Source organism: Qipengyuania sp. R86523, assembly GCF_044596365.1.
GTDB lineage: Bacteria > Pseudomonadota > Alphaproteobacteria > Sphingomonadales > Sphingomonadaceae > Qipengyuania > Qipengyuania citrea.
In genome coordinates, this window is sequence record NZ_CP138997.1 from 50,451 (window position 1) to 67,925 (window position 17,475).

A 17,475-nucleotide genomic window follows, 5' to 3' on the forward strand; every position below is an offset into this window, starting at 1 on the left:
GCTCGACGCACAAAAAAGGGGCCCGGCATCGAGTGATGCCGGGCCCCCGTTCATGATCGGTGACGCGATCAGAAGCCTGCGCGTACCGTGATGCCGTAGGTGCGCGGTTCGGCGAGGAAGGCCGAATAGGTCTGCTGCTCGGCAACGAACGGCGTGTTGAAGGCCACCTGGCTGTAGTCGATGTCGAACAGATTGTTCGCCCACAGTTCGACGCCCCAGCGACGGTCGGGACCGGTGATGCCGACGCGGCCGTTGACCAGCGTGAACCCGTCCTGTTCCTTGCCGTACAGCAGGTCCGAACCGGTGTTGTAATCATCGGTGGTGCGGGCGTTCAGGAAGAACAGGCCCGACAGACCCGAATTGCCGATCGGCGGGGTCCAGCTGAGCGAGGCGGTGGCGGTCACTTCGGGGGCGTTCGACAGATTGTCGCCCGGAAGCAGCCGCAGCGCGGGATCGAGCGGCGATCCGTTGTCCTGGCCCACGAGATTGTCCTCGTAGCTGGTATCGGCATAGGTGAGACCCATCGTCATGGTGAGGTCGCGGATCGGGCTGACCGATGCCTCGAACTCGACACCCTGCGCGATCACGCCCGGAGCGACGTTTTCGGCAGCGCAGCTTCCGGTGGTTCCGTCGCCATCGCGATCGGCCCCGCCGAGATCGGTGTCACAGCCATTGATGTTCTGGACCAGGAAGACCGTGCCGTTGAAGGTGTTCAGCTGGAAGTTGGAGAACTCCTGGCGGAACGCGGCAACGCTGAAGCCCCAGTCGCGGGCCGAATATTTCACGCCCACTTCGAAGGCATCGACCGTTTCGGCGTCGAACTGCAGCGCGCTGGGGTCCAGAGTGGCAGCGTCGAATTCGACCGGCAGAGCGAGCGCCGAGCGATCGAGATTGAAGCCGCCGGCCTTGTAGCCCTTCGAGTAGGAGCCGTAGACCATCCAGTCGGGATCGGGCTTCCAGCTGAGGATCGCGGTACCGGTGAACTCGTCTTCCTTGCGCTGGTCCGACAGCGTCACGCCGTCGAGTTCGGCAGTCGAGTTGCCCTGGCACGACAGGCCGATGAGGCCGGCCGCGAGACCACCAAGCGGGGTCGCCAGAAGGCCGTCCAGCAGCGCGCGGCTCTGCGGGCAGAACACGTTGTCATTGCTGAAGGCTGCGTCGAAATCCTTGGTTTCGTTGGTGTAACGAAGGCCAAGCGTCAGATCGACCGTGTCGGTGACGTGGACGATGTTGTGCGTGAAGACCGCGAAGTTCTCGCTCGTCTGGTTGTACCGGTCGCCATTGCTGCCGATATCGCGCACCTGCGCCAGATTGTTCATCCCGGCGATGATCAGCGGCGTTGCCGGTCCGAATGCCGGAGTGCCGGTAAGCGTCCCGTCCAGCGCGGCGACATTGGCACCCAGGCAGTTGTCGGCCGACGGGTTGGCCAGCGCGGGGTTGATCGCCAGCGCGATACGGCAGTTGGCGAAAGTGCCGTAATCGTTGCCGAACCGCAGGTTGTCGCGCGTTTCCAGCTTTTCATTGGCGTAATAGGCGCCGATCAGCCAGTCGAGCGTGTCGTTGAATGCCGTGCCGTTGAGGCGGAATTCCTGCGTGAAGGTCTTGAATTCACGCGCGCCGGCATCGGGGCCGGGGGCACGGTACAGCAGGTCGACCTGCGTGTAGTCGGTGTCCGAACCCTGGAAGTTCGAATATTCGCGATAGCCGGTGATCGAGGTCAGCGTCACATCGCCGAAACTCCAGTTCACTTCGCCCGAAATGCCCCAGTCTTCGGTCTCGCCCTGGTAGGAGCGGCCGGGAGACACGTAGATATCGCGGTTGAAAGTCGACTGCGTCAGCCCGCGCGGATCCTGCCCGAGCCCGAGCAGGATCGGGATGATCGGATTGTCGGTGCTGGTGAGGGCGGGGCCGCCTTCGGGGCGGTTGTACCGGTCGAGCCCGGGCGATACGCGTGCGAGCGGCGCAAATTCGGGCTGGACGAAGGTTGCGGCGCAGCACGCCTCGTCCTTGTTCGAATAATCGCCAACGAGGCGGATGCTGAGATCGCTGGTCGGTTCGAACAGCAGCTGGCCGCGCACGAGATAGCGGTCGCGGTCGTTGATCCGCACATCGTTGACGACATCGTTGTAGAAGCCGTCGCGCTCGAAATAGACGCCGTCGATCCGCGCGGCGACCGTATCGCCCAGCGGCGCGTTGATTCCGGCTTCGACCTTGATCGCGTCGTAATTGCCATAGGTGAAGGCGCCGTAGCCCGAGAATTCGAACTCGGGCGGGGCGGTGTAGATGTTGATCAGGCCGGCCGAGGAGTTGCGGCCGCCCAGCGTGCCCTGCGGGCCGCGGAGGATCTCGACCCGGTCGAGCGGTCCGAGTTCGGACAGCGCATTGCCCGAGCGCGAGCGATAGACGCCGTCGACGAAGACCGCGACCGAGCTTTCGAGGCCGGGGTTGTCGCCGACCGTACCAATGCCACGAATACGGGCCGAACCATTGGCTTCGTTACCGGTCGAGGAGACCAGCAGCGAAGGCGCGACCTGGTTGAGGTCGCGAATGTCGGCCACGCCCGATTTCTCGAGCATTTCGCCCGACACTGCCGAGACCGCGACCGGAACGTCGGACAGCGCCTGTTCGCGGCCCTGCGCGCGCACGATGATGACATTGCCGCCATCGACTTCGGCATTGTCGATTAGGTCGGTATCATCGACACTTGTTGCTGCATCCTGCGCCTGGGCCATGGCCGGGGTAAGCGCCAGCGCACAGGCGAGGGCACCGAAGGCGCATTGGTGGCGTAAACCGAATTTACTCATTTTTTCTCCTCTCACCGGGCCCGGCACACACCGGGCCCATTTGTTGTTTTTTTGCAGTTCAAACGGGCATGGCGGGCGCTGTCAAGGCGCAGCGGACGAACGACTTCACCGTTCGACCGATTTCCATACCGGCGTTTCAATTATGTCGCAGATTCGATGAAGGTCAGGCGAACTTTCCGCTGTCTTCGGCTCGCGCGCGCAGATAGTTGCTCACCGGCAGTCCGTGCTGCTCCAGCCCGGCGACCACCGTATCCAGCCCGATCGTCTGCGCCCAGAACATCGGTCCGCCGGTGTAGAGCGGCCAGCCATAACCGTTGATCCACACCACGTCGATGTCGCTGGCGCGCTGGGCCATGCCTTCATCGAGGATTTCGGCGCCCTCGTTGACCATCGGATAAAGCAGCCGTTCGCGGATCTCGTCTTTCGAAATCGCGCGCTGCGGCTTGCCCTCCTGTGCCGCGAAATCGGCGATGATCTGCTTGACCTCGTCCGACGGCGTGCGGTTGCGCGCCTCGTCGTAGTCGTAGAAACCCTTGCCGGCCTTCTGCCCGAACCGTCCCGCCGCGCACAGCGCTTCACGGATGGTGGTCACCTTGCTCGGATCGCGGTGCCAGCCGATGTCGATACCGGCGAGGTCGGCCATCTGGAACGGGCCCATCGGAAAGCCGAAGTCGAGCAGGACGTCATCGACTTCCCAGTAATTGGCGCCTTCCATCAGCAGTTCGTTCGCCTGTTCCTGCCGCTTCGACAGCATGCGGTTGCCGATGAAGCCGGGACACACGCCCGACACCGCCGCGACCTTGCCGATCTTCTTCGACAGCTTCATCACCGTGGCCAACACATCGTGCCGCGTTTCCTTGCCGCGGACGACTTCGAGCAGCTTCATGATATTCGCCGGCGAGAAGAAGTGGAGCCCCACCACATAGCCCGGCCGCTGTGTTGCCGTGGCGATCTCGTCGACATCGAGATAACTGGTGTTCGAGGCCAGGATCGCACCCTGCTTGACCACCTCGTCGAGCTTCGAGAACACCTCTTTCTTGACCTTCATGTCCTCGAAGACGGCCTCGATCACCAGGTCGCAATCGGCGAGGTCTTCATAGGCCAGCGTCGGGGTCAGCAGGCCCATCGCCTGCTCGACCTGCTCGGGCGACATGCGGCCTTTCTTCGCGGTCGCTTCGTAGTTCTTGCGGATGATCCCGGTGCCGCGATCGAGCGCGTCCTGCGCCATCTCGAGGATCGTCACGGGGATGCCGGCCGACAGGAAGTTCATCGCGATGCCGCCGCCCATCGTGCCGGCGCCGATCACGCCGACCTTCTTGATCGGGATGAGCTGCGTGTCCTTGGGCACGTCGTCGATCTTGTTCGCAGCGCGTTCGGCGAAGAAATAATGGCGCATGGCCGCGCTCTGCGTGCCGGTCATGAGCTCGGTGAACAGCTCGCGTTCCTTCTTCACCCCGTCGGCATAGGACATCTGCCCGGCGGCCTTGACCGCCTCGATCGCGGCATTGGGTGCGTCGAAGCCGCGGATCTTGCGCGCCTGCGAGGCGCGGAAACGGTCGAACAGGTCGGGATCGCGCACGCCGTCCTCATTGGCCTTGCCTTCCGACGAACGCGGCACCGGCTGGCCGATCTTCGACCTGGCGAAGGCGATCGCATCGGCTTCGAGACTGTCTTCGCCCACGAGCGCGTCGAGCAGGCCGATCGCCTCGGCCTTCTTGGCAGGGATCGGATTGCCGCCCACGACCAGCGGCAGCGCGGCTTCGGCGCCGATCAGGCGCGGCAGGCGCTGCGTCCCCGCAGCCCCGGGGATCAGCCCGAGCTTCACTTCTGGCAGCCCCATCTTGGCGCTGGGCACCGCGACGCGGTAGTGGCAGGCCAGCGCGACTTCGCACCCGCCGCCCAGCGCCGTGCCGTGGATCGCGGCCACGACCGGCTTGTCGCTCGCTTCCATCGCGTCGAGCGTTTCGGGCAGGTTGGGCCCGACCGGCGGCTTGCCGAATTCGGTGATGTCCGCCCCGGCGAAGAAGGTCTGCCCGTCGCAGCGGATGACCACCGCCTCGACGCCATCGTCCGCCAGCGCTTCCTCGATCGCGTCCTTCAGCCCGGCGCGGACGGCCTGGCCCAGCGCGTTGACCGGCGGATTGTCGGAAATGACCACCAGAACATTGTCATGGCGTTCGGTGCGAATGGGGGACGTCATCGGTTTCTCCTCAGGCGTGGGATTGGGTGAGGGCGGAATAGATCAGGGTCTTGAGCTGCCGCCGGATGGGATAGGTCGACGAAGGATAGACCTGCGTCATGAAAACCATGGTGATCCGTTCGACCGGATCGACGAAGAAGGCGGTCGAATAGGCGCCGCCCCAGTAGAATTCGCCCAGGCTCGACGGCATCAGCGTCTTCGCCGGGTCGATCACCATCGCAAAGCCCAGGCCGAACCCGGTGCCGGCATTGTTGGCTTCGGAAAACAGACTGCTCGACATCTCGGTAAGGTCGGCCCCGCCGGGCAGGTGGTTGGTGCGCATCAGCCGCACGGTCTTCGGGCTGAGTATCCGCGCGCCGTCGAGCTCGCCGCCGTTGAGCAGCATCGTGGCGAAGCGGTGGTAATCGGCAATGCTGCCGACCAGTCCGCCGCCGCCACTGTCGAAGGTACCGGCTCGGTTGAGTTTGCTGGTGGCCCCGGCGTCGATCATTTTAGGGGGCTTGCCGGGCCGATAGGCATAGGCATCGACCAGCCGGTCCGCCTGGCCTTCGGCGACCCCGAAGCGCGTATCCTTCATCCCCAGCGGGCCGAAGATATGCTGCTCGAAATAGTCGCCCAGGCGCATGCCGCTGATCCGCTCGACCGCAATCCCCAGCACATCGGTCGACACCGAATAATTCCATCCCTGGCCGGGCGCGAATTCGAGCGGCAGCTGCGCCAGCTTCTCGATGTAGCCGTCGCTGTCGAGGTGATTGCGCGCGAAGTCGAAATTGTTCTCGCGATAGACCGCGTCGATATTGGTGCGGTTCTGCAGGCCGTAGGTGAGGCCCGACATATGCGTCAGCAAATCGACGAAGCGCATCGGCGGGGCAGGGGTGCCCGGCGCGAAGGGGATCGAACCGCCGCCGCCCGCATAAAGTGAGAGGTCAGCAAATTCGGGAAACACCCGCGTGACCGGTTCCTCAAGCGCGACCTTGCACTGTTCGACCAGCTGCATGAAGGCCACCGAAGCGACCGGCTTGGTCATGCTGGCGATGCGGAACAGCGCGTCGTCGCGCAGTTCGCGCCCGTCGTCGCCCATTTTGCCGAGACTGGTGTAATGGACCGGCCGGCTATCGCGCGCGACCACCAGCTGCGCATTGGGCAGACGCCCGTTCGCAATATAGGCGTCGCTGAGGAAAGGCGCGATTCGCGCCAGCCTGTCAGCGTCGAATCCCAGCTCTCCGGCATCTGCCAGATCGAACATCCTGATCTCCTCTCCGCACATACCTATGCTTCGGTTTTGCCTGAATAGCGATTTCATCTGTTCTTGCCACCCTCATACCTTTGCTTCGAAGGCGACTTGCGCGACGCGGCCCCGCGGGGTTAGACCGATTGTTTGAGAGAGTTGGAGACTCGCCCACAGAGGCGGGAAGGGGAGAGCCATGAATAATCTCGCGCACGAAATCGGATTCGTGCCACCGGCCGGCTGGCCGGCCATGTCGCGGGCCGAATGCCGCGACCGCCTCACCGCACCGGGCGAACGCTTCGAAATGGAGACGATCGACATTCGCGGCGTGCCCACCCGCGTGTGGAAGCACGCGCCCACCAACATGCGCCAGGTGGCGATGGCCGCACGCACCCACGGGGACCGGCTGTTCGCCATCTACGAGGACGAGCGCGTCACTTATGAAGCGTGGTTCCGCGCAGTCGCGCGAATGGCTGCCGAACTTCGCGAGCGCGGCGTGGCGAAAGGCGACCGCGTGGCGCTGGCGATGCGCAATCTGCCCGAATGGCCGGTCGCGTTTTTCGCCGCGACCACGATCGGCGCGATCTGCGTGCCGCTCAATGCCTGGTGGACGGGCCCCGAGCTCGCTTTCGGCCTCGCTAATTCGGGCGCCAAGCTGCTGGTGTGCGACGCCGAACGCTGGGAGCGTATCGCCCCGCACCGCGGCGAGCTGCCCGATCTTGAACATGCTCTCGTATCGCGCAGCGATGCGCCACTGGAAGGGGCGGAGCAGCTTGAAGACCTCCTCGGAACGCCCAAGGATTATGCAGCGCTTCCTTCCGCCGAGCTGCCCCAGGTGGACATCGATCCCGAAGACGAAGCGACGATCTTCTACACCAGCGGCACCACCGGCCAGCCCAAGGGCGCGCTCGGTACGCATCGCAATCTGTGCACCAACATCATGTCGAGCGCATACAATGGGGCGATCGCCTTCCTGCGTCGCGGCGAGGAACCGCCGGCGCCGGTGCAGAAGGTCGGCCTGACCGTCATTCCGCTGTTTCACGTCACCGCCTGTTCGGCGGGCCTGATGGGCTATGTCGTGGCCGGGCACACCATGGTGTTCATGCACAAATGGGACCCGGTTAAGGCGTTCCAGTTGATCGAGCGGGAGAAGGTCAATCTGACCGGCGGCGTTCCGACAATCGCCTGGCAATTGCTCGAGCATCCCGAACGCGCGAATTACGACCTCTCCAGCCTCGAGGCGGTGGCTTATGGCGGCGCCCCGGCGGCCCCCGAACTGGTCCGCAAGATCCACGAGGAATTCGGTGCGCTGCCGGCCAATGGCTGGGGTATGACCGAGACCATGGCCACGGTGACCGGCCATTCGAGCGAGGATTACCTCAACCGGCCCGACAGCTGCGGCCCGCCCGTCGCGGTGGCCGATCTCAAGATCGTGGGAGATGACGGCGTTACCGAACTGCCGGTGGGCGAAGTGGGCGAGCTGTGGGCGCGCGGTCCGATGGTGGTGAAGGGCTACTGGAACCGGCCCGAGGCGACCGCCGAGACATTCGTCGATGGCTGGGTCCGCACGGGCGATCTGGCGCGGCTGGACGAGGAAGGCTGGTGCTACATCGTCGACCGGGCCAAAGACATGATCATCCGCGGGGGCGAAAACATCTACTCCTCCGAAGTCGAGAACGTGCTCTACGATCACCCCGCGGTGACCGATGCCGCGCTGGTGGCGATCGCGCATCCGACACTGGGCGAAGAACCCGCGGCGGTCGTGCACCTCGCCCCCGGCATGTCCGCTACCGAGGACGAATTGCGCGAATGGGTCGCCGCGCGTCTTGCCAAGTTCAAGGTGCCGGTGCGCATCGCCTTCGTGCAGGACACGCTGCCGCGCAATGCCAACGGCAAGATCCTCAAGAAGGATCTGGGTGCATTCTTCGCATGATCCGGCCAGCGGCGACCCGCAAGTTCGGCGAGAAGCGCGAAGCGATCGTCCATGCCGCGGCGGTGTTGATAAACGAGGTCGGGGTCCAGGCGACCACGCTGGCCGAAGTGGCGCGCGCAATCGGGCTCAACGCCACCAGCGTCACCTATTACTTCCCGCGCAAGGAACAGCTGGTCGTTGCCGTATACGACCAGACGCTGACGTTGATGGAAGACATTGCGCGCGATGCGCTGTCGCAGGCCGATCCCGCCGCGCGGCTGCGCCATTTCATCGCTGCGCATGTCGAGCTGAGGAAGCGTATCCGCGCGGGCGAACGCGGGCTGACGGTGGCGCTGTCGGAAATCCGCACGCTCGATACCGAAGTGCAGGATCCGCTGATGGCGCATTACCTGCGCGTGGTCGATCTGGTGCGGCGTTTCTTCGGCGAATGGCACGACAACGCCGAACGCGCGCTGTTTTCGGCGCGCGCGCATATCCTGCTCGAAGCGGTGATGTGGTGGCCGGTGTGGTCGATCCGCTATTCGGTGCTCGATTTCGCGCGCATCGAGGAACGGCTGTTCGACGTCCTGGCGCACGGCCTGCCGGCGCAGCGCGGCCGGTTCGAACCCGAACCGCTGACGGGCGGCTGGCGGACGGGGGAAGACGACGATGCGACGCAGAACGAGGCCTTCCTGCGCGCCGCGACCGTTATGATCAACGAGCGCGGCTATCGCGGCGCCTCGGTCAACCGCATCGCGGAAAGCCTGAATGTCACCAAGGGCAGTTTCTACCACCACCACGAGGCCAAGGACGATCTGGTGCTGGCCTGTTTCCAGCAGAGCTACGACCGGCTTTCCACCGTGCAGATCGCGGGCCGCGATATCGGCACCGATTACTGGAAGCGCCTGTCGAGCGTGCTGGCGGAGCTGGTCGACCTGCAGTTCTTCGACCGCACGCCGCTGCTGCGCACCACCGCGCTGCAGGCGCTGGATACCGAACACAAGAGCGGCGTCGTCACGCGGTCCAACCGGCTGGCCCGCCGCTTTGCGGGCATGCTTATCGACGGGATTGCCGATGGTTCGGTGCGCCCGATCGATCCGCTGGTGGCGGGCCAGGTGATCATGTCGACGGTCAACTCGGCCTATGAGGCGCGGCACTGGGCGGCGCGTTTCGAACAACCGGAAAAAGCGATCGAGACCTATCTGTCGGTCATGTCGGAAGGCGTGCTGGCACCGTCACGCTGAGGTGCGCGGTTCGCGCACGCGCCACAGCATCAACGCGAGGCTGGCCAGCAGCGAAGCGAAGGCGGCAACGATCAGCGGGGCATAGCCCAGTGCCGCGATGCTCAACCCGACGAGGATCGGGCCGACCGAGGACACGCCGCCCTCGACCGTGGTCGTCAGCGCCAGTCGCATGGGAATGTCCTCGTGCTCGCCGAATTCGAGCACCAGTGTGACCGCGGCCATCATCCAGCCCGAAAACCCGAAGCCGAGGAAGACGAAGCTGGCATAGACCAGCCAGCCTTCGCCCAGCACGAGCAGCAGCATGCCCACCAGGCTGCTGATCAGCGCGCCGAGATAGACCGCGCGGAAACCGAAGCGGTCTCCCAGCGAGCCCCAGACGAGGTTCGACATTGTGTCGGCCGCGAGGAAGGCGAAGCTCAGCGTCCCGATCAGCGCGCCGTCGAGGCCCAGCCGGTCGCCGACATAGAGCGTCCAGAAGGGCAGGCCGACGCGCGCGATCGCGGCGAGCCCATGCGCCCACAGGAACGCGCGGAAATCGCGGTGGCGAAGCAGTTCGCCGAACTGGCCGATCCGTTCACGCAGCGGGATGGCGGGCCGCCGCCGCGGGGCATCGGGTTCGCGGATCCCCAGCCGCAATACGAACAGCCCGACCGAGGTCAGGATGAAAGCCAGCAGGAAGGTGGTGGCATAGCCATTGCCCAGCCATTGCTGCTCGATGAAATAATGGCCCGCCACCCAGGCGAGCACGGCGGCAATGAGGCCGCCGACCATGTTGCGTATGCCCTGGAGCCGGCCGCGCCGGTCGATCGGGATCAGCTTGGCCATCAGCATCTGGAACGCCACCCGCTGCGCCCCGCTGAAGAAACCGAGCAGCAGGAAACTGGCGAGCGTGACCACCAGCAATGCGGTGCCTTCGAGCGTCCAGGCCGCGATCGCCAGCACGAGGACCATCACCCGCATCATCGACCCCACGGTGATCGCATAGGGCAGGATACGCTTGCGGCTTTCGACCTGCGCCCCCGACAGGATCGGCGATACTGTGCCGCCCAGCTGCAACAGCGCGGTGCCGAGGCCGACTGCGGCGGCGCTGCCGGTCAGCAGGTAGAGGTAGGCGGGGATGATCGTGGGGGCGTAGATCAGGCGAAAGCCCGTCATACCGAATACGCCATGCGTCAGGTTGGTAGTGTAGTTGCGCCGGAGATTGGCTTCCATGAAGGCGCTGTGGCGCCCCCAGACATCGTCGTCCGGGAGCGCCCCTGCGGTGTCGCCCGAAGAGGCGTTAGCGTCGCTCAATCGCCGGTCTCAATAGCTGGACAACTTGGCGAACCGGTCCTTGAGATAGCTCGTCGATCCCCAGCTCGCCTCGAGCACGCGCGCGCGCTTGAGGTAGAAGCCGATGTCGTATTCATCGGTCATGCCGATGCCGCCATGCAGCTGGATGCCCTGGTTGCTGATCACGTGCAGCACGCGGTTGGCTTCGGCCTTGGCGATCGTGGCCGCGCGGGCCACACCGAAGCCGCCATCGACCGCCTGCAGGCCGGCTTCCACCGCCGAGCGCATCTGCGCGAGATCGGCGAACAGGTCGGCCATGCGGTGCTGGAGCGACTGGAAGGTGGCGAGCACCTGGTTGAACTGCACGCGCTGCTTCAGATAATCGAGCGTGGTGTCGAACACCTGCTGCGCCATGCCGAGCATTTCGGCAGCCGCCAGCACGCGCGCCCGGTCGAGCACGTCGTCGAGCAGCGTATCGCCGCCGCCTTCGAGCTTGTCCGCCGCGGCGCCATCGAACGCCACATCGGCATGGCTGCGCTGGTCGGTCAGCTTGCGCGTGGTCAGCGTGACGCCGTCACCCTTTTCGACCAGGTAGAGCCCGTCCGTGGCCGCGACCACGAACAGGTCGGCGCCATGCGCTTCGTGGACGAAGGCCTTCTTGCCCGACAGCTTGCCGCCCGACACGCTGGCTTCGATGGCGGAGGGATCGTGATGCGCGCCTTCATCGACCGCGAGCGTCGCCACGGTTTCGCCGCTGGCGAGTTTGGGCAGCCACTTGGCTTTCTGTTCGTCGCTGCCGCCGAGGATGATCGCGCTTGCGGCGATCGTCGTTGCGACCAGCGGGCTGGCGGTCAGCGTCTTGCCCAGTTCCTCGACCACGAGGCCTGCCGACATGAAGCCGAAATCGGACCCGCCATGCGCTTCGGGGATGATCACCCCGGCCCAGCCCATTTCCGCCATCGTGGCATAGGCTTCGGTATTATAGGCCTGAGGTTCGCCGGCCGCACGGACCTTGCGAAATTCGGCCACGGGGCTTTCATTGGTCGCCCAGTCGCGCGCCATGTCGCGCAGCATTTCCTGTTCTTCGTTGAGAACTGCCATTGTCTGTGCTCCCCTATCTTACTGGTGGTCGAGCATGCCGAGCACACGCTTGGCGATGATGTTGTTCTGGATTTCGGTCGAGCCGCCGTAAATCGTGGTGGCCTTGCCGAAGAGCCAGCCGCGCACTGCTTCGAGTTCGCCGTCGGTGAAATCGTCGCCTTCCCAGCCGAGCCCCTGCAGGCCGCGGATCTCGATCAGCAACTCGCTGCGTTCCTGGCTCAGCTTGGTGCCGAGCTTCTTGAGCACCGAGCTGATTTCCGACACGCCGCCCTGCGCCTTGCTTTCCTCCACCGCGCGGCGCGCGGTGAGCAGGAAGCTGTTCCAGCGGATTTCGAAGTCGGCGATCTTGTCGCGCAGGACCTTGTCGGCCAGTTCGCCATCGGCATCGGTCTTGCCGTAGCGCTTGGCAATCTCGCCGAGGCTGCGGCCCATCATGCTGGCGAGCCGCCCGCCGCCCGAAATATTGGTCCGCTCGTGTTGCAGCAGGCGCTTGCCGATCGTCCAGCCCTGGCCTTCCTCGCCGACGAGGTTTTCCTTCGGCACCTTGACGTCGCTTAAGAAGGTTTCGCAGAACGGGCTGGTGCCGCTGATCATGGTGATCGGGCGCACTTCCACGCCGGGGGCATCCATGTCGATCAGCATGAAGCTGATGCCGCGGTGCTTGTCGCTCTTGTCGGTGCGGACGATGGCGAAGCACTTGTCCGCCCACTGGCCACCGCTGGTCCAGGTCTTCTGGCCATTGACGATGTAGTGATCACCCTTGTCTTCGGCGAAGGTCTGCAGATTGGCGAGATCGGACCCGGCATTGGGTTCGCTATAGCCCTGGCACCAGCGGATTTCTCCGCGGCAAATCGGCGGGATATGCTCCTGCTTCTGTTTCTCGCTGCCATATTCGAGCAGCGTCGGGCCGAACATCATCACGCCCATGCCGCCGATCGGGTTGTAGGCCCCGACCTTGGCGAATTCCTGGTCGACGATCTTCGCCTGCGCCTTGGTCAGGCCGCCCCCGCCATATTCCTTCGGCCATGTCGGGGTGCCCCATCCGCGCCCGCCCACGGCTTCGCGCCATCTGGTCTGCGCAGGCGTTTCGTCGGTCGGGCCGTCGACCCCGGCCAGCGCATTGGCCTTGCCTTTCAGTTCGGCAGGGAAATTGGCCGCGAGGAATTGCTGCACTTCGGTGCGGAATGCCTCCTCATCGGCATGAATGTCCGGTTCTAGCTGGGTTGCCATGGGTCTCTCCTCCTTCTCCGTCGCAGTGCATATCGCAAAGTTTACGCTTACGGAAATACGCTAGGGCATGCTTGACGAACGCTCCGCTTTGCGTCTCAAGCGCGCGGATGACCGATATTCAGCCTACCCGAATCCGCATGCGCAGCTGGCTGTTCGCTCCCGGCGACAGCGTGAAAAAGATGGCCAAGGCCGCCGAAGGCGACGCCGATATCGTGATCTTCGATCTCGAGGATGCGGTGGTCGAAAGCGGCAAGGAAGGTGCACGCGCGAGCATCGCCGAATTCCTGTCCGGCAAGAGCGAGGACGAACGCGCGCGTCTGTGGGTGCGGATCAACCCGCTCGACGGACCGTGGGCCGCCGACGATCTGGCCGCCGTCATACCCGCCCGGCCGGGCGGGATCATGTTGCCCAAGTCGCGTGGCCGCCACGATGTCGAAGAACTCGACCGGCTCATCACTCCGCTCGAAGACGAGAACGGGATCGCGACCGGATCGACCCCGGTGATTGCACTGGTGACCGAAACCGCCGCAGCCATGTTCACCACCGGCGACTACGGCGGTGCGCCGCGCCTGGCGGCAATGACCTGGGGCGCGGAAGACCTGGCCGATTCGCTCGGCGCGCAGAGCAACAAGGATTTCGAAGGCGATTTCGCCTTTACCTACAAGCTGGCACGCAGCCTGTGCCTGCTGGGCGCCGCGGCGGCCGAAGTCGTGCCGGTGGAAACGATCGACACCAATTTCCGCGATCTCCAGGCGCTGCGCAAGCGCGCGATCGAGGTGCGCCGTCAAGGCTATCGCGGCATGCTGGCGATCCACCCGGCGCAGGTGCCGGTGATCAACGAAGCCTTCACTCCCTCCGATGAGGAAGTGGCCGAAGCGCGCGAGATCGTCGATCTGTTCGAGGCCAATCCCGGTGCCGGCACGATCGGCTGGAAGGGCGGCATGCTCGACCGCCCGCACCTGTCCCGCGCCCGGCAATTGCTGGCACAGGTAGAAGACTGATCAGCCCAGCCGGGCGACCTCTTCAAGCACCCGGTCGGCCCATTCGGTCCGGCAGATAAGCAGGTCGGGCATGTAGGTGTTGCGCTGGTTGTAGGTGAGCGGAGAGCCGTCGATCCGGCTGGCATGCAGGCCATGCGCAAGCGCCACCGCTGCGGGGGCGGCGCTGTCCCATTCGTACTGGCCGCCGGTGTGCAGGTAGATTTCCGCTTCGCCGCGAACCACCGCCATCGCCTTGGCCCCGGCGCTGCCCATGCCGACCAGATCGGCGCCGATCGTTTCCGCCACGCTGACCGCCTCGGCTGCCGGCCGCGTCCGGCTGACCACCATGCGAGGCGTTCCGGCTGCGTCGGGCACCGCGGCAGGCGTGTCGGTGCGCAGCACCAGGCCAAGACCGGGCAGGGCGACGGCCCCGATTTCGGGCCTGCCGTCGATGCATAGGGCGACATGCACGGCCCAGTCGGCGCGCTCCTCGCCATATTCGCGCGTGCCATCCACCGGATCGACGATCCACACGCGGTTCTTCGCCAGCCGTTCGTCGGTGTCCTTGCTTTCCTCGCTGAGCAGGCCGTCTTCCGGCCGCTGTTCGCGTAGCGCATGGACGAGGAACTGATTGGCGGTCTCGTCGCCCGCCTTGCCCAGGCTCTTGCCCTGGAAGACCCCGCTACCGCGCACTTCGAGCAGGATCTTCCCGGCAACCTCGGCCAGGTGGGCGGCGAGTTCGGCATCGGTCATCACGGCAAGGTATTCCTGGCTGGTAAGGGTGGCCGACGCGCATGGCAGAGACCGCCCGCGCTGCGAACCCCCTAAGGCAGGCCAGATGCAATTTTGCCCGCCCCGCGCTGCAGCTTTCTTGCAGCTACGGGCTTTGCGCGTCTCCATGGTTGCCCAAATGCCGGGGCGCGACTAGCTGGGAAGCCGATGTTCGATCCCCAAGCTTTCCGCGATGCGCTCGGCAGCTTCGTCACCGGCGTGACCATTGTGACCGCGCGCGACGAAGCAGGGCGGCCGTACGGGCTGACAGCGAACAGCTTCAATTCGGTCAGCCTCGATCCGCCGATGGTGCTGTGGAGCCTGTCGCTGCGCTCGGGCAGCCTCCCGGTCTTTCGCGATGCCGACAATTGGGCGGTGCACGTCCTCGCGGCGGATCAGCAGGCGATGTCCGACCGGTTCGCCCGCCCGGGCGATGGCAAGTTCGCCGGGGTCGAGGATGTCGATGGGCCGGAGGGCGCCCCGCTGCTGGCGGGTTATGCCGCTCGGTTCGGTTGCCGCGCGCGCTTCGAATATGAAGGCGGCGACCATGCCATCTTCCTCGGCGAAGTCGTCGATTTCGATCGGCGCGAGGCTGACCCGCTGATCTATCACGGCGGGCGCTACGGCCGCGTGATGCGGGCTCCGACCGGCGAAGACCTCGAGCGCGAAGGGCTGGCCGAACGCGCGGGCACTGGACTTTCCCTTACGGCGAGCGGGGCCGACCTGCTGGCCGCTCTCGAAGCTGTGGCGAAGCGCTAGACTCAGCGCGTTTGCGCCGATACCCGTTGCGAAAAGCAACCAAGGGAAGAGGCACAGCACATGAAAACCCGCATCACCGAAATGTTCGGCATCGAGCATCCGATCATCCAGGGCGGCATGCACTATGTCGGTTTTGCAGAAATGGCCGCGGCGGTTTCGAATGCGGGCGGGCTGGGCATCATCACCGGATTGACGCAGGGTACGCCCGAGAAGCTGGCGAACGAGATCGCGCGCTGCAAGGATATGACCGACAAGCCTTTCGGCGTGAACCTGACCTTCCTGCCGACGGTCAATGCGCCCGATTATCCCGGCCTGGTCAAGGCGATCATCGACGGCGGCGTCAAGGCGGTCGAGACCGCGGGCAACAATCCCGCGCAGGTGCTGCCCTATTTCAAGGACGCCGGGGTCAAGGTGATCCACAAGTGCACCAGCGTGCGGCACAGCCTCAAGGCGCAGTCGATCGGCTGCGATGCGGTTAGCGTCGACGGCTTCGAATGCGGCGGGCATCCGGGCGAAGACGATATTCCCAACATGATCCTGCTGCCGCGCGCAGCGGATGAACTCGACATTCCCTTCGTCGCCAGCGGCGGCATGGCCGATGCGCGCAGTCTCGTTGCCAGCCTGGCGATGGGCGCGGAAGGCATGAACATGGGCACGCGTTTCATCGCCACCCAGGAAGCGCCGGTGCACGAGAACGTGAAGAAGGCGATCGTCGCGGCGAGCGAGCTCGACACGCGGCTGGTCATGCGCCCGCTGCGCAACACCGAGCGCGTCATGACCAATGATGCCGTCGAACGCCTGCTGGAAAAGGAACGCAAGCTGGGCGACGACCTCAAGTTCGAGGACATCATCGAGGAAGTCGCGGGCGTCTATCCGCGGATCATGACCGAAGGCGACATGGATGCCGGCGCTTGGTCGTGCGGCATGGTGGCAGGTCTGATCAACGACATCCCCACCTGCAAGGAACTGATCGACGGGATCATGGCGGAAGCGGAAGAAATCATCCGTGGCCGCCTTGCCGGTTTCCTGAACTAGGGGACTGACGCCGCCTTGCCCTACGGCTGATACGTCTTTTTCAGTATAAGGATACAACCTGGATGAATTCGATTGTTTCGGCCGACCGGCCCGCATGGGCGGCGCTGGTTCTGCCGATTGCCTTACTGGCGGCAAGCATGCTGTTGTTCGTCGCCGTCGGGGCGGCGGACTATCCCGGTAAGATTGCCAAGGAGATGGGCCACAGTACCGCGCAGGTGGCGATCGCTGCCGGGCTGGTAGTGCTGCTGCATCGGACAGGACTTGCCCGTCAGACGGGGCTCACGCGGCCCGTGCGTGAGTGGCCGAGGGGGTGGCCGCTTGCAGTGATCCCCATGGCGCTTATCGGATTGATCAATGTGCTGTCGGTCGACTTGCAATCGCTCACATTCGACCTGCCGAGGACCGCAGGCTGGCTCTACAACAGCATCTCGACCGGGCTGTTTGAGGAAATCCTGCTGCGAGGGTTCTGTTTCTATTACCTATATCGCGCTTGGCAGGCGCAGCCCAATGCGCTGGTCAAAGCGGGGCTCGCGCAAGCCCTGATCTTCGGCATAGCGCATGCCTACAACATCTCCCAGGCACCGCTTGGCGATGTGGTCCCGCAGGTCATCTATTCCACCCTGCTGGGCATCGGCTTCGCCGGGATTGCAGCCTATACGCGCAGCCTGTGGCCGGTGATCGGCATCCACGCCTTTATCAACGCGATGGGCGATCTCGATGTGTTTTTCGGCGTTGAAGCACCCGCGGAGGCGGGCAGCGCGTCGGGCTATCTCGCCGCGATCGCGGTCATTTTCGTCGTCTCGACAATCCCCGGCCTGGTCATGCTGCGCCGCAGCCAGGCGCAGATCGATAAGGCGTCGCACAATGCTTGACTTACTGGCGCGTCAGAGTCTGCCGTTGTCGGCCACGGCCCGCCACTCGCACCAGAATTGAGGAGCT

The 17,475-nt window shown here is 64.7% G+C and carries 13 protein-coding genes; 6 read left to right on the forward strand and 7 right to left on the reverse strand.

Features of this window, described 5'->3' with window-relative positions; all coding sequences use genetic code 11:
• Window positions 1-68: 68 nt before the first annotated feature.
• The 3 genes from SJY12_RS00290 to SJY12_RS00300 form a co-directional block, all read right to left on the reverse strand.
• Entirely contained in the window at window positions 69-2,804 is a 2,736-nt protein-coding gene (locus SJY12_RS00290) for a TonB-dependent receptor (protein WP_397505625.1), read from the reverse strand.
• A 163-nt stretch (window positions 2,805-2,967) separates the two neighbouring features.
• Complete coding sequence (locus SJY12_RS00295; RefSeq protein WP_063506723.1) at window positions 2,968-5,004, reverse strand: 3-hydroxyacyl-CoA dehydrogenase NAD-binding domain-containing protein; 2,037 nt, start codon at window positions 5,002-5,004, stop codon at window positions 2,968-2,970.
• A 10-nt stretch (window positions 5,005-5,014) separates the two neighbouring features.
• On the reverse strand, window positions 5,015-6,250 hold the full coding sequence (locus SJY12_RS00300) for a serine hydrolase domain-containing protein (protein ID WP_397505626.1): 1,236 nt from the start codon (window positions 6,248-6,250) through the stop codon (window positions 5,015-5,017).
• Window positions 6,251-6,428: 178 nt separating this feature from the next.
• Here SJY12_RS00300 and SJY12_RS00305 point away from each other — a divergent pair, with 178 nt between their 5' ends.
• Window positions 6,429-8,165: a class I adenylate-forming enzyme family protein gene (locus SJY12_RS00305; RefSeq protein WP_063512099.1), complete on the forward strand. Its 1,737-nt coding sequence runs from the start codon at window positions 6,429-6,431 to the stop codon at window positions 8,163-8,165.
• Window positions 8,162-9,388: a TetR/AcrR family transcriptional regulator gene (locus SJY12_RS00310; protein WP_397505627.1), complete on the forward strand. Its 1,227-nt coding sequence runs from the start codon at window positions 8,162-8,164 to the stop codon at window positions 9,386-9,388. Before SJY12_RS00305 ends, SJY12_RS00310 begins: the two co-directional genes overlap by 4 nt.
• On the opposite strand, the gene SJY12_RS00315 is transcribed toward SJY12_RS00310, so the two are convergent.
• From SJY12_RS00315 to SJY12_RS00325, 3 genes are read right to left on the reverse strand one after another with little or no spacing between them, the layout of a single operon-like run.
• Window positions 9,380-10,681 (reverse strand): MFS transporter, encoded by a 1,302-nt coding sequence (locus SJY12_RS00315; protein ID WP_397505628.1) that lies wholly within the window; start codon window positions 10,679-10,681, stop codon window positions 9,380-9,382. The two genes, SJY12_RS00310 and SJY12_RS00315, sit on opposite strands and share 9 nt — an antisense overlap.
• A 9-nt stretch (window positions 10,682-10,690) precedes the next feature.
• Complete coding sequence (locus SJY12_RS00320) at window positions 10,691-11,761, reverse strand: acyl-CoA dehydrogenase family protein (protein ID WP_397505629.1); 1,071 nt, start codon at window positions 11,759-11,761, stop codon at window positions 10,691-10,693.
• 18 nt (window positions 11,762-11,779) lie between these two features.
• Window positions 11,780-12,991, reverse strand: a complete 1,212-nt coding sequence (locus SJY12_RS00325) for an acyl-CoA dehydrogenase family protein (RefSeq protein ID WP_397505630.1) — start codon at window positions 12,989-12,991, stop codon at window positions 11,780-11,782.
• 107 nt (window positions 12,992-13,098) lie between these two features.
• On the opposite strand from SJY12_RS00325, the gene SJY12_RS00330 reads away from it, so the two are divergent.
• Window positions 13,099-13,992, forward strand: coding sequence for a CoA ester lyase (locus SJY12_RS00330; RefSeq protein ID WP_348345113.1), 894 nt, complete (start codon window positions 13,099-13,101; stop codon window positions 13,990-13,992).
• Here SJY12_RS00330 and SJY12_RS00335 read toward each other — a convergent pair whose 3' ends face one another.
• The gene (locus tag SJY12_RS00335) at window positions 13,993-14,724 is read right to left on the reverse strand and encodes a 3'(2'),5'-bisphosphate nucleotidase CysQ (RefSeq protein WP_397505631.1); all 732 of its coding nucleotides are present in this window, start codon (window positions 14,722-14,724) and stop codon (window positions 13,993-13,995) included.
• Between the two features lie 186 nt (window positions 14,725-14,910).
• Here SJY12_RS00335 and SJY12_RS00340 point away from each other — a divergent pair, with 186 nt between their 5' ends.
• The 3 genes from SJY12_RS00340 to SJY12_RS00350 all read left to right on the forward strand — a co-directional run bounded on the left by SJY12_RS00340 (window position 14,911) and on the right by SJY12_RS00350 (window position 17,408).
• A complete protein-coding gene (locus tag SJY12_RS00340; RefSeq protein WP_050600115.1) occupies window positions 14,911-15,501 on the forward strand; it encodes a flavin reductase family protein in 591 nt (196 codons plus the stop codon).
• A 60-nt stretch (window positions 15,502-15,561) separates the two neighbouring features.
• Window positions 15,562-16,536, forward strand: coding sequence for an NAD(P)H-dependent flavin oxidoreductase (locus SJY12_RS00345; RefSeq protein WP_397505632.1), 975 nt, complete (start codon window positions 15,562-15,564; stop codon window positions 16,534-16,536).
• Between the two features lie 62 nt (window positions 16,537-16,598).
• Window positions 16,599-17,408, forward strand: a complete 810-nt coding sequence (locus tag SJY12_RS00350; protein WP_397505633.1) for a CPBP family intramembrane glutamic endopeptidase — start codon at window positions 16,599-16,601, stop codon at window positions 17,406-17,408.
• Window positions 17,409-17,475: the final 67 nt, after the last annotated feature.

Coding starts and splice junctions, on each gene's coding strand:
- SJY12_RS00320 (WP_397505629.1), bottom strand. CDS start 11,761: ATGGCAGTTCTCAACGAAGAACAGGAAATGCTGCGCGACATGGCGCGC.
- SJY12_RS00295 (WP_063506723.1), bottom strand. CDS start 5,004: ATGACGTCCCCCATTCGCACCGAACGCCATGACAATGTTCTGGTGGTC.
- SJY12_RS00330 (WP_348345113.1), top strand. CDS start 13,099: ATGACCGATATTCAGCCTACCCGAATCCGCATGCGCAGCTGGCTGTTC.
- SJY12_RS00340 (WP_050600115.1), top strand. CDS start 14,911: ATGTTCGATCCCCAAGCTTTCCGCGATGCGCTCGGCAGCTTCGTCACC.
- SJY12_RS00300 (WP_397505626.1), bottom strand. CDS start 6,250: ATGTTCGATCTGGCAGATGCCGGAGAGCTGGGATTCGACGCTGACAGG.
- SJY12_RS00335 (WP_397505631.1), bottom strand. CDS start 14,724: ATGACCGATGCCGAACTCGCCGCCCACCTGGCCGAGGTTGCCGGGAAG.
- SJY12_RS00310 (WP_397505627.1), top strand. CDS start 8,162: ATGATCCGGCCAGCGGCGACCCGCAAGTTCGGCGAGAAGCGCGAAGCG.
- SJY12_RS00305 (WP_063512099.1), top strand. CDS start 6,429: ATGAATAATCTCGCGCACGAAATCGGATTCGTGCCACCGGCCGGCTGG.
- SJY12_RS00345 (WP_397505632.1), top strand. CDS start 15,562: ATGAAAACCCGCATCACCGAAATGTTCGGCATCGAGCATCCGATCATC.
- SJY12_RS00350 (WP_397505633.1), top strand. CDS start 16,599: ATGAATTCGATTGTTTCGGCCGACCGGCCCGCATGGGCGGCGCTGGTT.
- SJY12_RS00290 (WP_397505625.1), bottom strand. CDS start 2,804: ATGAGTAAATTCGGTTTACGCCACCAATGCGCCTTCGGTGCCCTCGCC.
- SJY12_RS00325 (WP_397505630.1), bottom strand. CDS start 12,991: ATGGCAACCCAGCTAGAACCGGACATTCATGCCGATGAGGAGGCATTC.